Annotated in this window: 13 protein-coding genes; 2 read left to right on the top strand and 11 right to left on the bottom strand. The window is 46.8% G+C overall.

The genetic code is table 11. From position 1 onward, the window contains the following. Position 1: 1 nt before the first annotated feature. The 10 genes from LZG94_RS13215 to LZG94_RS13170 all read right to left on the bottom strand — a co-directional run bounded on the left by LZG94_RS13215 (position 2) and on the right by LZG94_RS13170 (position 10853). Positions 2 to 1246: a sulfate adenylyltransferase subunit 1 gene (locus LZG94_RS13215; RefSeq protein ID WP_233792344.1), complete on the bottom strand. Its 1245-nt coding sequence runs from the start codon at positions 1244 to 1246 to the stop codon at positions 2 to 4. Between the two features lie 89 nt (positions 1247 to 1335). After that, entirely contained in the window at positions 1336 to 2277 is a 942-nt protein-coding gene (gene cysD, locus LZG94_RS13210; RefSeq protein ID WP_233792343.1) for a sulfate adenylyltransferase subunit CysD, read from the bottom strand. 138 nt (positions 2278 to 2415) lie between these two features. Next, positions 2416 to 3120, bottom strand: coding sequence for a phosphoadenylyl-sulfate reductase (locus LZG94_RS13205; RefSeq protein ID WP_233792342.1), 705 nt, complete (start codon positions 3118 to 3120; stop codon positions 2416 to 2418). Further along, complete coding sequence (locus LZG94_RS13200) at positions 3117 to 3203, bottom strand: hypothetical protein (RefSeq protein ID WP_233793118.1); 87 nt, start codon at positions 3201 to 3203, stop codon at positions 3117 to 3119. Before LZG94_RS13200 ends, LZG94_RS13205 begins: the two co-directional genes overlap by 4 nt. A 5-nt stretch (positions 3204 to 3208) precedes the next feature. Further along, the gene (locus tag LZG94_RS13195) at positions 3209 to 3508 is read right to left on the bottom strand and encodes a hypothetical protein (RefSeq protein ID WP_233792341.1); all 300 of its coding nucleotides are present in this window, start codon (positions 3506 to 3508) and stop codon (positions 3209 to 3211) included. A gap of 65 nt (positions 3509 to 3573) precedes the next feature. Continuing rightward, positions 3574 to 3801 carry a UPF0175 family protein gene (locus LZG94_RS13190; protein ID WP_233792340.1) on the bottom strand — a complete coding sequence of 76 codons (228 nt, stop codon included), beginning with the start codon at positions 3799 to 3801 and terminating at the stop codon, positions 3574 to 3576. A gap of 19 nt (positions 3802 to 3820) precedes the next feature. Continuing rightward, a complete protein-coding gene (locus LZG94_RS13185) occupies positions 3821 to 5008 on the bottom strand; it encodes a PLP-dependent aspartate aminotransferase family protein (RefSeq protein WP_233792339.1) in 1188 nt (395 codons plus the stop codon). 141 nt (positions 5009 to 5149) lie between these two features. Beyond that, positions 5150 to 6328 (bottom strand): TSUP family transporter, encoded by a 1179-nt coding sequence (locus LZG94_RS13180; protein ID WP_233792338.1) that lies wholly within the window; start codon positions 6326 to 6328, stop codon positions 5150 to 5152. Between the two features lie 169 nt (positions 6329 to 6497). Continuing rightward, entirely contained in the window at positions 6498 to 8783 is a 2286-nt protein-coding gene (locus LZG94_RS13175) for an FAD-dependent oxidoreductase (RefSeq protein WP_233792337.1), read from the bottom strand. A 39-nt stretch (positions 8784 to 8822) separates the two neighbouring features. After that, positions 8823 to 10853 carry a glycoside hydrolase family 2 protein gene (locus tag LZG94_RS13170; RefSeq protein ID WP_233792336.1) on the bottom strand — a complete coding sequence of 677 codons (2031 nt, stop codon included), beginning with the start codon at positions 10851 to 10853 and terminating at the stop codon, positions 8823 to 8825. Between the two features lie 58 nt (positions 10854 to 10911). Between LZG94_RS13170 and LZG94_RS13165 the strand changes: the two genes are divergently transcribed. Together LZG94_RS13165 and LZG94_RS13160 are read left to right on the top strand one after the other, a co-directional pair. Next, the gene (locus LZG94_RS13165; protein ID WP_233792335.1) at positions 10912 to 11148 is read left to right on the top strand and encodes a hypothetical protein; all 237 of its coding nucleotides are present in this window, start codon (positions 10912 to 10914) and stop codon (positions 11146 to 11148) included. Further along, positions 11145 to 11561 (top strand): putative toxin-antitoxin system toxin component, PIN family, encoded by a 417-nt coding sequence (locus LZG94_RS13160; RefSeq protein ID WP_233792334.1) that lies wholly within the window; start codon positions 11145 to 11147, stop codon positions 11559 to 11561. The genes LZG94_RS13165 and LZG94_RS13160 overlap by 4 nt, the downstream gene beginning before the upstream one ends. Here the strand turns inward: LZG94_RS13160 and LZG94_RS13155 are convergent. Beyond that, entirely contained in the window at positions 11512 to 13233 is a 1722-nt protein-coding gene (locus LZG94_RS13155) for a sodium:solute symporter family protein (RefSeq protein WP_233792333.1), read from the bottom strand. The genes LZG94_RS13160 and LZG94_RS13155 overlap by 50 nt on opposite strands. Positions 13234 to 13347: the final 114 nt, after the last annotated feature.

Below are 13347 nucleotides of genomic sequence, written 5' to 3'. Positions count from 1 at the left end.
TTTATTCAATCATGCATGCACCAACGGTGACATTCGAAGTCTCGTCAATCAGGATCGCTGCGCCGTTTGCGCGGTTTTTCTGATAGGGATCGTATGCGATTGGCTGGGCAGTTCTTAAAATGATTCTGGCAACATCGTTCAATTTCAGGCTTTCCACCTCGTCCATTTTCTCGTAAGAATTGATATCGATCTGGTATTCAATGTCCCGGACTGAACAGCGGGATCTGGCGGTGCCGTGCTGCAACACGTATTTGTCTCCTGGTTTCAGCGTTTTTCTATCGTCCATCCAGCAAACCAGCGCTTCGATGTCCTGGCTTACGATCGGGGAATTATTCAGAGAAACAATATTATCTCCGCGGCTGATATCAATATCGTCTTCCAACAAGATCGTTACAGATTCTAAAACAGAGGCTTCTTCTATTTCGTTTCCGCCGAATTCTATTTTAGCGATTTTAGATTCCTGCTCGGAAGGCAATACTTTAATCAGATCTCCTTTTTTGAAAGTACCGCTTTGAACCCGTCCTGCATAGCCGCGGTAATCGTGCAGCTCGTCAGTCTGAGGGCGGATTACGTATTGTACCGCAAACCTTCCGTCTTCCTGGTTCTGGTCTTTCAATACATTCACATTTTCAAGAACAGAAAGCAGCGTCTCGCCGGTATACCAGCTCATATTCGCCGATCTGTCCACGATATTATCACCATTTAATGCGCTGACCGGAATGATTGTCAGGTCTTTGATATTCAGCTTATTGGCAAGTTCCTGATAGGATTTTGCTATTTCTAAAAATGCATCTTCCGAGTTACCAACCAGATCCATTTTGTTAATCGCAACGATCACGTGGGGAATACCCAGCATCGAAGCGATCAGGGAATGTCTGCGGGTCTGCTCTACTACTCCGTGGCGCGCATCTACCAAAATAATGGCCAGATCTGCATTAGAAGCACCCGTAACCATATTTCTGGTATACTGAATATGCCCCGGCGCATCGATACTGATGAACTTACGGTTTGGTGTCTGGAAATATTTATAAGCTACATCGATCGTAATACCCTGCTCACGCTCCGAACGCAAACCGTCGGTTAACAAAGCAAGGTCAATTTCTCCCGTATTGCGGCTTTTGCTGGCACGTTCGATGGCTTCCATCTGATCTGCCAATATATTTTTTGTATCGTAAAGCAGGCGACCGATCAAGGTACTCTTCCCATCGTCAACCGATCCTGCTGTTATAAATCTTAGTAAATCCACCTGTTTAATGTTGAATTATTGATTGATTGAATGACTGAATGACCGTTATTGTCACCCTGAGCGTAGCCGAAGGGCTGCACCACGTTCGATCAGAAATACCCTCCCTTTTTCCGATCCTCCATCGCAGCTTCCGTCTGCTGGTCGTCGATGCGGGTTTCGCCGCGTTCGCTGATCCTCGAAATTGAGATTTCGGCAATTACTTCATCCAGAGTAGCTGCGCTGGACTCGACGGCTGCGGTGCAGGTCATATCGCCCACGGTCCGGAAACGAACCTGGCGCGTTACGATCTGATCTTCCGGGTCGCTTTCAATCACCGGGGTATTGTTCAATAATTTTCCGTCACGCAGGATCAACTCTCTTTCGTGGGCGAAATAGATAGAAGGCAATGTAATCCCTTCTCTTTTCAGGTAAGCCCATACATCCAGTTCCGTCCAGTTGGAGATCGGGAACACGCGCACGTTTTCACCTTTTTGGATCCGTCCGTTAAATAAATTCCAGAGTTCCGGCCGCTGACGTTTCGGGTCCCACTGACCAAATTCATCGCGGAAGGAGAAGATACGCTCTTTCGCACGCGCTTTTTCTTCATCCCGGCGGGCCCCGCCAATGCAGGCATCAAATTCAAATTCTTCAATAGTGTCGAGCAGGGTAAAAGTTTGCAGCCAATTGCGGCTTGCATTCTTGCCGGTTTGCTCTTTCAATCCCTTCGCTTTGATCGTATCCTCCACATATCTTACCACCAGCTTTGCACCAATCTTTTCAGCAAGCTCGTCACGGTAATTGATCGCTTCGATGAAATTGTGTCCGGTATCTACATGTACCAGCGGGAAGGGGATTTTACCTGGGGCAAATGCTTTTTGAGCAAGACGAACGAGGGTGATCGAATCTTTTCCACCGGAAAATAGTAAGGCAGGACGTTCAAACTGTCCCGCTACCTCACGCATAATGTAAATAGCCTCCGCTTCAAGCTGATCCAGATAATCCGGAGCTTTCTTTGCAGCACTTACAGAAGCTTCATTGATTGGTAATGACATGGTTGTTATTTTTCTTTTCGAGATTGATGCCTTGAGCTATTAGCGGTTAGCTTTTAGCCGTTAGCCTTTTTTATTATTGGAAGCAACAAACAAAAGCCAAAAGCTAATAGCTAACAGCTAATAGCTAACAGCTTGTACCTACTTCGCATGCAGTCCGCATTCTTTCTTCGACTCGTCTTCCCACCACCAGCGACCGGCGCGGAAATCTTCACCTTCCTGGATCGCCCGGGTACAAGGCGCGCAGCCAATGCTCACAAATCCCCTGTCATGCAGTGGATTATAAGGGATCCCGTTTGATTTAACGTAATGTTTTACTTCCTCAAAAGACCAGTCCAGAATTGGGTGGAACTTAACAAGGTTATGCGCTTCATCAGCTTCAAGCCGCTCCATTCCCTGACGGTTTCCCGACTGCTCCGCCCTGATGCCAGTTACCCAGATCTTTGCGCCTTTCAATGCGCGGTTCAGAGGTTCCACTTTGCGGATAAAGCAGCATTCTTTTCTGTTTTCCACAGAATCGTAAAAGCTCAAAGGTCCCTTTGTGCTCACCAGTTCCTCAGCTGCCTGGGTTTGTGGGTAGTATACTTTGATCTTCGTGTCGTAACGGTTATTAGTCTTTTGCAGCGTCATATAAGTTTCGCTGAAAAGCCTGCCGGTGTCGAGTGTGAAGATGGTAATGTCCAGGTTATTCTTTAAAATCAAATCAGTAATAACCTGATCCTCATATCCCAGACTGGTTGAAAACACAACCTGCCCGGGAAACAGATCCGCCAGTATCGCCAGCGACTCTATTTCGTTCTTCCCTTCAATGGCCGCGTTTAAAGATGACATTATTGCTTCGTTCATGGTGATTCGTCGGCAGCTTTGATTGCCTCATTAATTATTCGGTCGCTGATCCGAAAGTTGGTCTTGCGTATTTTTTCGAACACAGCTTTTACAGATGGTATTTTGCCTTTTTTTTTGCATTTAGGATTACTCCAATACTACCGGTTACCCGGATATTCAGCTTCTCCGCAGACTTCCTCGCCTTCATATCGTCTAGAATTACGGTGCAGTCCGGAATTTCAAATGCTAATGCTAGCGCAGAAGCCTCTCCAATGTCCAAGGTCTCTTCAAAAGATGTTTGCAACGCTTTGTTGTGAACATCTTTGATTTCTACCCACTCAGGCAGAGCACTCCCAACCTCCGCAGCTATCTCTCGTGTAACATAGATGTGATCGTAGACGGCTCTCAATATATCCAGTTCGGCAATCTTAGTAAATAAAATAACACAACTGGAATCAGAGATTACTTACTGAACTATGCATTGGCAATGTCCTTATATAAATCTTCGATCGAATCGCTGAACATGGAAAATCCAAATCTTCCCATGATCTCTATGAAAGATCGTTTACTTATTCCAACAAGTTGAGCAGCTTGACCTAGGCTAATTTTACCTCGCTCATAAAGTTGACCTGCCAAGAGCATTTTAATTTCGAATTCTTCTGTGTCCAGAGAGTCGGGTAAGTCAATGGTTACCGTTTTCATTGCATTTAGAATTTAATTCCTACTCCAATATATCACTTTTCACCGACACCTCGACTGCCTGGGTGAAATCTTCGATCAAGTCTTCAATGTCTTCCAAACCAACTGAAATTCGGATCAGACCTGGCGTAATTCCAAGCGCTTTCTTCTCTTCCGGCTTCAATTTTGCGTGGGTTGTGGTATTTGGATTCGTTACAATCGTTCTAGTATCACCCAGGTTCGACGAGAGCGACGCAATTTCCAATGCATCCATAAAGGCCGCTACTCTTTCAAAACCGCCTTCCAGCTCGATCGTAACTACCGCGCCGCCGGCCTTCATTTGTTGTTTGGCCAGTTCGTGCTGAGGATGTGATTCCAGGAAAGGGTACTTAACCTGCTTTACGTCAGGATGTTTTTCCAAAGCCTGCGCCAGTTGCAATGCATTCGATGAATGCTTTTCCATTCTTAGATTCAAAGTTTCAAGACTTTTGCTCAAAACCCAGGCATTAAACGGAGACATCGAAGGTCCCGTTTGGCGACAAAAGAACCGTAACTCTTTGATGTATTCTTTTTTACCCACAACAACACCACCCAAAACGCGGCCCTGGCCGTCCATAAATTTGGTAGCCGAATGCAAAACAAGGTCGGCACCAAAGTCGGCAGGAGTTTGCAATGCAGGTGAGGCAAAGCAGTTATCGACGTTGAAAATAATATTGTGTTTCTTGCAAATACGACCTATCATCGCCAGATCAACCAGGTCAAGTCCTGGGTTAGAAGGCGTTTCGAGGTAGATCATGCGGGTATTTGGCTGAACAGCCGCTTCCCAGTCCGCCTCGGAAGCATCCGCATCGAGGTAAGTATGTGTAATACCCCATTTGCTCAAAATCTGAGTGATCACCTGGTGTGCAGAGCCAAACAAAGCGCGGCAAGCGAGGATATGATCTCCTGTTTTCAACAAAGCCGCCATACTTGCAAACACCGCTGCCATCCCCGTCGCAGTAGCAACGCCATCCTCACAGTCCTCCAGCATGCAGACTTTGTCCACAAACTCTTGCACGGTCGGGTTAGAAAACCGGCTGTAAATATTCCCAGGTTCGGTTTCTTCAAAAAGCGCCTTGCCCTGCTCAGCACTTTCAAATGTGAAGCTGCTGGTCAGAAATAGTGGTGTCGAATGCTCCCGGTACTTCGTTTTACCGGTTTGAGTACGTATCGCTTTTGTTTGTTTTTTCATGTTAAGCTATTGGCTATTGGCTATTAGCTATTGGCTATTAGCTTTTGGCTTATTTACTGTTGTTATTTCAATTAATTCAATTCGCTCAAATAGATTTCCGGCACTAGTGAAGCTAAATACTAATAGCTAACAGCAAATACCCTACAAATCCGCCAAAACCATATAAATAATCCGTATACTCACGATCACAACAATCGTCCCGACCATGATCATCATTGTTTTAATCGGTAACCGGCGGGATAGGTTTGCTGCGATGGGGGCGGCGACCATTCCACCCAAAATCAATCCTAAAACGACCTGCCAGTGTGAAAATCCGATGATGCTGATGAATGTAATAGAACTTGCCAGCGAAACGAAAAATTCGGCCAGGTTTACCGAGCCGATGGTATATTTCGGGTGACGTCCCCGGGCGATCAGCGTGGAAGTAACGATTGGTCCCCAGCCTCCGCCGCCTATCGAATCCAGCGTGCCACCTGCCATCGCAAGCCAGCCGATCTTCCTGATAGGCTTTTTCTCAACCCGCTTTTTTAACGCTTTCTGTATGATAAGAATTCCCAGTATCAGCGTGTAAACTGCTACCAGAGGTTTGATTATGTAAATATATTGTTCGAGGGTAGAGAGCAAATAAGCACCGGTGATAGCGCCCAGCACACCTGGGAAAAGGATCTTTTTGAAAAGCTTGCTGTTAACATTCCCGAATTTAAGGTGCATATAACCCGAAACCCCGCTGGTGAATATCTCAGAACTATGGACACTCGCGCTCACCGCAGATGGCGGCACGCCCAAAGTCAGCAGAAAAGTGGCCGCGGTAACCCCGTAAGCCATACCCAATGCACCGTCGATCATCTGCGCCACAAAGCCGCCCAGGACGTAATAGAAGAAGTTTTCATTCAGTTCCAGCTCATCCCAAAGCACCGTAAGCCGGTCGTAGGTGAAAAACGTAAATAGCAGGTGACCGACGATCATCAATGCGATCGCGGAAAAGATATTTACCGCCACTTCCGTCCGCGTTCTTTTCCGGATGGTAGCAGCCCAAACTTTCTGCTGGAGCGTTTCCCAGGTAAGGGGCGTTTTTGTATTATTCTTGGAATGAGGTTTGTCCCAGGTCTCAACAGGACCAGCAGGTATTTTGCTGAATCGCACATCTGATTCAGCGGGTAAATCGCGCAGATAAACGACCTGGCCTCTTTCCCTGGCCAATGCAGCCAATCGCCTGTCTTCGGCCGGATCTCCACTGGCAATGTACGCTACGTCCAGAGATTCCCAGTCATTTGCTGAGTCTGTTTCCGATGAGGGTGTGAAATCCGCCGCTTCCTTCAAAGTCTATTAAGTATACTATTCTGGTAGAGTAATTCAGGATGACAAAGGTAAAGTCAAATTGTTAAAATTCAAAGGAACCTTACCTGCACATATTAAACATGCAGATGTTCCCAAGAATTTTTACAAAACCAGAAAAGTAACTAAAACAGAATGTTGGAATTTTTACGAATCAATAGCAGCGAATTTCAAAAAGCGCGGCAGGAACGTGCACGTTTTTACTTAGTATTTTTATTTGAATTGATTTGGTACTGACCGGATTATCGAGGAAAATCGTCTGCTTCGTCTGATGGTTTTCTGAGATCTTTCCAATAACAGCCCCATTTCCATCAGCAATTTCCAGGTCACTTACACAAAAGGGCATTACCGTTTCAGGGTGCACGTAAATGACGTTTTCCATCGGGTGATCTGAATCCGTATCGAATACCAGCTCGATTTTAGAAACAGTTACTTTTTCGTTCCACTCAATTTTTATGGAAGGATTTTCATCCGTAAAATCCGCTACCCACGCATTTGGAGCGGAAATTGGTCTGTGGAGTGCGTTTTTAAGGTTTTTTGGTTCAAATAAAGTGATCGGTTCACTCAAACGAAATGCAACATTTTGCCCCGCCGGTCTGCGCTGCGGGCACCAGAATTCGAAAGTGTCAACGCCCAGGTCCGCCGTTGGTTCCTGCTTGCCATAGTTGGACACAGCCGGATTTGTAGCATTGAAAACTGTCAATATCCCTGTCACTCGTTTGTCAGAATACTGCACTTTCAGCAGCTCATTTTTCATCAGACAAATAAAAACATAGCAAGCCTCCGCCACACCCGCCGACCAGTCCAGCGATACTTCATGCTTCCCGGCCGACAGTGGAATTGATTTCGTTTCCAGCGTAATATCCGGCGTGTGATTGAAAACTTCACTGCTTCTCCGCAGTTCCACTTCCAGCACTGTATCTTCCAAAGCTTCGATGTGGATCGTAATTGCAGGTATTGAGGCAGTAACAGGCAGCATTTGCGCGACTGAATGTTCAATTACATTCCAAATATCGGAGCCCGGAAGCTCGGACAAATGCAGGCTGGAAGACGCGGAAATTCTGGCTTTTTGAACCAGGTCAGCAGGATCTGCAATGTGGGTTTGTGGTAAATACTGACCTGAGCGCCAGAGTTCCAGTTGGTATTCTTCCAAATGCTGCGTTCCGACTTCGCGGGGACTGCAATTGTATTTTTTCGCAAGAGCCGCCGCAATTCCAACCGCCTGGCCGCCCACTGCACTCGTTGCCATAACCCTTGTCGACGCAAATGCAACGTGCGTGGCACTGATAATACGGCCTGCAATAAACAGGTTACTGATATTCCGACTGTAATAGCAACGGTAAGGAATGCTGTAAACGCCTTTGCTGTGCCATTGATTACAACCCGATTGGTCGCTATAAACACCGTCGGCAGGGTGTAAATCCAGGCTCCAACCGCCGAATGCAGTTGTATCTTCAAACGTTTTTTGCTCAACCACATCCTGCTGTGTCAGCATATAATCCCCCTCAAACCGACGACTTTCGCGCTTACCGGGAATGGTACCTACCCATTCCAAAGTCATATTCTCCGATTCAGGAAATTCACCCGAATTCTTAATGTAGTTCCAGGCACCATATACTACCTTCCAAAGTTCCCATTTGATCTTTTCGGTATCGTGAACGGTATCCAACCGACCGCCAAATTCCAGCCACCAGAGCCGACAGCCAAAGTCTTTGGGATTGAAAGTCTTGTAACGTGGAATCTCGGTGATATCCTGCAATGCATAGGAGGGAGGGATGAACTTCACCGGGCGGCCCGCATCTTTGGAATAAAAATACATGGAATGCCCCAGCAGCTCGCCGTAGGCTTTATCCGGCGCAAATTTTTCACCAAACTCCTCCGCTGATTCCGCGCCCATTCTGAATGCAGCGCCTGCCAGAAAGCCCACAATTCCATCACCCGAAGCGTCACAAAACAATGGCGCGGAGACTTGGTATTTTGTGCTATTCTGACTGCAAAATGCATGCACTACCTCTATCTCGTCACTTTCACTTCCATTACCTGTTTTTTTGTCCAAATCAAAAACCGCAGTGTTGAGCAGCAGCGTGATATTGGACTCCTGAATCACTTTTTCGAGCAAAACAGTATCGAAAATAAGCGGGTTACCATCGGGGTTCCGGTAGATATTTTCAAGCATAATCTCGTCAATTACGCCACCTTCCCGCGCCCAGCGGTTGTTGTTTCCCATGTGAGAGGTAGCGCCCAGGATCCACAGCCGCACTTCGCTCGAACAGTTTCCGCCGAGCACCGGCCGGTCCTGGATCAATGTCACTTTTATTCCTGCCCGCGCCGCAGTAATGGCCGCGCAGGTACCCGTCAATCCTCCTCCTACAATCACCAAATCAGCCGCAGATTCAATGGTTTTGGGTGTTCTTTTCGCAGAAGCTTCTTCTTGTGTCATTTTGTTAGATTTTTATGTCACTGGTTCAAAGCGAGGTGCTTATTCCAATGCGAACTCAGCCTCCATTGCCAGGAAACCCGTTGGTTTATAGATCGAGATATGTGTTTTTCCTTCAAAGCCCAGAACCGGAATAGCCACTTCCTTGCTTTCGCCGGGGTTTAGCTCAGGGATACTGACTTTTGTGTTTGAAGTTTGAATGTAGTAGCCGGCTATCCTGCGAGCCGGGAAATCTGCGCGGGCTGTTACCTTAATTGTCAATGTGTTATATCCTTGCTCGCCGGACTTATAGCTTACTTTTTCAACCGTCAGGGGCGAAAGTTCGTCCTGATGCACCTTATAGGCGCGGCGGGGAGAACGATCGGGACCGACTATTCCCCAGGGACGAAAACCGTTTACATTGGTACCAAACAATTTGCTGCGGTAATCATTGTAAGTCCACCATGAAGTAGCAGCCACAAAAGGTCTTTTGCGTACTTCGGCAATTACGTCCCTGATGTGCTGCGCCTGGTAAGCCTCGCCGCCATTTCCGTCCGAGCGCGTGCCCCATTCGCTGATAAAGACGGGTTTATCGGGATATAATTTGTGAATGTGATCGAGAGTTTTGGCGTGCCCGCCATAAATGTTAGCCGACACAAAATCCACATACTGGCTGGCTTCATCCTCCGGCTTTGCGGGCCGTGTATTGATCTGCATGCTGGCAAAAGTATAGAGCCGGGTAGGGTCGACCTCCCTGGCAAATGCGATCATGTCTTTTGTCCATCGCTGGCCGCCGGGCTTGTCGGAAAGGTATTCATTACCAACACTGTACGCGATCACACTCGGGTGGTTCCAGTCACGCTCGGCCATTTCACGGAACTGGGATTTGAAATTGGCGCGCATAGAATCATTGTCCATTTGCTTGCCGGTAAGCTGCCAGTTACCCACTTCGGTGATGATCAGCATACCGTATTTATCGGCCAGATCGTAATAGTATTCAGCGGGCGTGTAATGCGTGAGCCGCTGGAATTCCATACCGGCTTCTTTCATCAGACGGAAATCTTTCTCCACCAGCCAATCTGGCTCCATTGAACCCAATCCCGGATAATCCAACACCCGATTGCCACCGCCCACTTTCAACGGTTTCCCATTAAGCAGTATCTGCGCGTCGCGGATTTCTATCTTTCGTATTCCAAAATGCGAGCTGATCGAATCGGAACCGGCTGTTGCTTTTAGTTCGTACAGGTTTGGCTGGTCAAGGTCCCAGAGTTTTACTTGCGCGGCGGGAATGCTGGCTTCGGCTTCAATGAGGGCAGTTTGGCCAGCCGGAATGCTGGTCGGTTTTGTTTTCCATTTCAGTGTGACAGGTTTTTTATCCTGAAATACATTGAAATCGATTTTGGGAGTTGCCGCATTTGGAGATGCATTCTTCACGCGAATTTTTGCAGTGATGCTCGCACTGTTTTTGGCAAGATCCGGCGTTGTTTCAATCTTGATATTTTCAGCATAAACCTCAGGCTCGATGGTCAGGTACACCGGCCGGATCAGTCCGCCGTAATTCACCCAGCCGACAAAAGCATCATTCACATCGCCATTATCTTTTACCCCCGGAATGGTATTCGTTTTCCAGGTATTGTTGTTGACCGCAACCACCAGCTCGTTATTACCTTCTTTCAGCAAAGAAGTTACATCAAAGCTAAATGGCGTATATCCACCTTCATGCTCGCCGACTTGCTGTCCATTGAGCCAGACATTTGTCTTATAATAAGCCGCGTCAAAATGCAAAATCACCCGTTTGCCCGAGGCTGGTTTCCAGGGAAAGAACTTACGGTACCAGGCTGTTCCGGTATAAAATTCATAGCGCGGATCCGCCGAGAAGCAATGCGGCACAGTTACAATATCCTGTCGGGAAGGTTTGGCTACGCCTTCTTTATACCATTGATTCGACATTCCGAGCTCGGCAGGGTCAAGCACAAACATCCAGTTCCCATTCAGCGATATCGCGCCGGGATCTTTAATATGGTATTGCGCAAAGCTGTTTTGAGAGATCCAGCAAGCAATGATCAGAAGCAGCGTTCTAAATTTATTGTTCATAAAAAGCGTTAAGGAATTCAGATTGATTTAAGTTATTTTTGAAAAAACAGATTTAGCAATGGCATCGACCCAAACCATCCCGACACGGCTAAGCAATCTTCAAATAGAACTCTTGAAGCTGTATCCTTATAGTGTCTCAGAAAATGAGCTGAGGGATATCCGCAAAATGCTGGCTGATTATTTCGCCCAAAAAATCGATATTGAAATGGATCAGTTATGGGAGAAAAATGACTGGAACGACCAAACGATTGAATCCTGGAAGTCTGAACACCTTCGCAGCAAGACTTCCAAATGAAAATAGTTCTGGATACAAACGTTTTGCTGATCTCTCTTCCATTAAAATCCAGGTACCGCCCCATTTTTGACGCTCTCCGAGCTGGCGAGTTTGAACTGGTAGTGAGCAATGACATTTTGCTTGAATACCATGAAAAAATTAGTGAAAAGACTTCGGCAGAAATTGCAGAAAATGTGCTCAAACTAATTCTGTCGTTAGATAACTGCACACTGCAATCAACATTCTTCGAATGGGGGTTAATGCATAATGATGAGGATGACAATAAATACGCAGACTGCGCATTAGTCGCCAGCGCCGACCATTTAGTTTCCGAAGATCGCCACTTTGACATCCTCAAAGACATTGATTTTCCTAAGTTATCTGTCATTCGTGCGGATGATTTTCTTGAACTGGTAACATCAAGTCTACGCTAACTTTCCGCGACGCTACAAACGGGATTAAGGAAGAGAGCAAGACCACAGCCGCGACTATCCCGGTAATCAGAGCTCCTGAGGTTGTCAATGCACTCAGTATAAAAAGCATAACAGCCGTAAACAGCAACGCGCCCGCTATTACCTGCAAGCCAAAACGGTTCTGCCTTTTAGTCTCAATAGCCTCTTCTTCATTGATTTCCAAAGCATCAATGCGTTTTTGTTCCTTGGTTTCGAGGTAGGTCAAATATTCGGTTGCAATGCGGTTTTTCGACCTGGCCCAAAGTTCATAAGCCAACAAAAGCAGCAGCGGCAGCCCGACTCCCACGATCGTTTCCATTCCCCGAGAAAGCTTGAAATCAAGCAGCAACGGAGACAGTATTTTGAAAAACAAGTTGACAAGAAGCCCGATACCGGTAACCCAAAGTGTTGTTTTTGCATTCAGTCTTTTGGAAAACAAAGCCCAAAGCGGCGGCGCGAGCAACGGTCCGCCCGAAATGGCCGAAATACTTAAAACCACTTCCACAATCCCGCCAGCCGCCGGAACCAGCAATGCAATGCCGATCATCCCCAACCCGAAAAACCACGAAGAACCACGCGCCACACGGATCAGCTGCTTATCAGAAGCCGCCGGGTTGACCATTCCTTTGTAGATATCATTTGTAAAAACCGCAGAGACTACGTTCAATGCGGTATTGGCGCTGGCAGAAGTTGAGAAGTACATTCCGGTGAGCATCAAGCCGAGTAATCCCGGAGGCAATACCAGCTTGCAGATCATTAGATAAGCATTTTCAGTATCTAAACCAGTTAATGCAGGGTTGATCGCCTTGTAGATCATCGGCGGAAGCATCCATATGATCGGACTGATCAGGTACAGACCAGCGAAAAGCCAGGCAACTTTTTTAGCAGATTTCTCACTATCAACACTCGTGTAACGCTGCACCATCGTCCAGTTTCCGCCAATGTAGCAAATGTGGTAAATGACAAATGCAGCGACGAAACCGAGGGTATATTCGCCATTTAAAAGGTTAAAAAAATCATCAGGAACATTCTGGGTGAAACCTTCCCAGCCACCGACTTTATCAAAAGACAATGGAAGCAAAATGAAAACCGCGGCTGACAAAACAACGAATTGCAGAATGTCCGTCACCATCACCGCCCAAAGTCCGCCGACTGCTGTATAAGCAATCATAAAAAGCCCCAAACCAATCGTACAAGGCACTAATGGAAGATCCAGTGACGCACTGACAAGCTTGGCAACCGGATATAAAACCGAGCCCTTGATGAAAACTGAAACGAGTGTGAATATGAAGATGTAAGTCTTCTGAACAGGTAGCCCAAGCCTTTCCCGGATGAACTCAGCGGCTGTAAGTGCACCTGTCCTTTTCCAGCGGGGGGCGAGGTAAAGCGCGGTGATCAATGCTCCGATACACATCGTCCATTGAATGGTAATCGCCACCCAGCCGTGTTTGTAAGCAATGGAGCCCCAGGCCACAAATGTACCCGCCGAGAAAAAGCTCATAAATAAGGACAGCCCCCCGATGAACCAGGGAACTGCCTCTCCTCCGGCAAAAAAGGATTTCAGATTCCGCCCTGTCCGCGCAAAAAGCATCCCAATCCCCAGCACAAAAGCCGAGAAAACGAGGATGACGATGGTATCAATGTTGCTGCTCATTTGTTCGTAATGCTATTCTAAACTATTGCTTGGATGAGATTATGTTCGCAAAACAGCTCTCTTGTGTCTGTGAACAGCTTTTCTTTCTTTGTCATGCTGAGGGCTTTTTTTCTT

Source organism: Dyadobacter sp. CY343 (assembly GCF_021390335.1).
Classification (GTDB): Bacteria; Bacteroidota; Bacteroidia; order Cytophagales; family Spirosomataceae; genus Dyadobacter.
The sequence above is the reverse complement of the archived record's forward strand: the minus strand, read 5'-3'. Positions and strand labels throughout refer to the sequence as shown.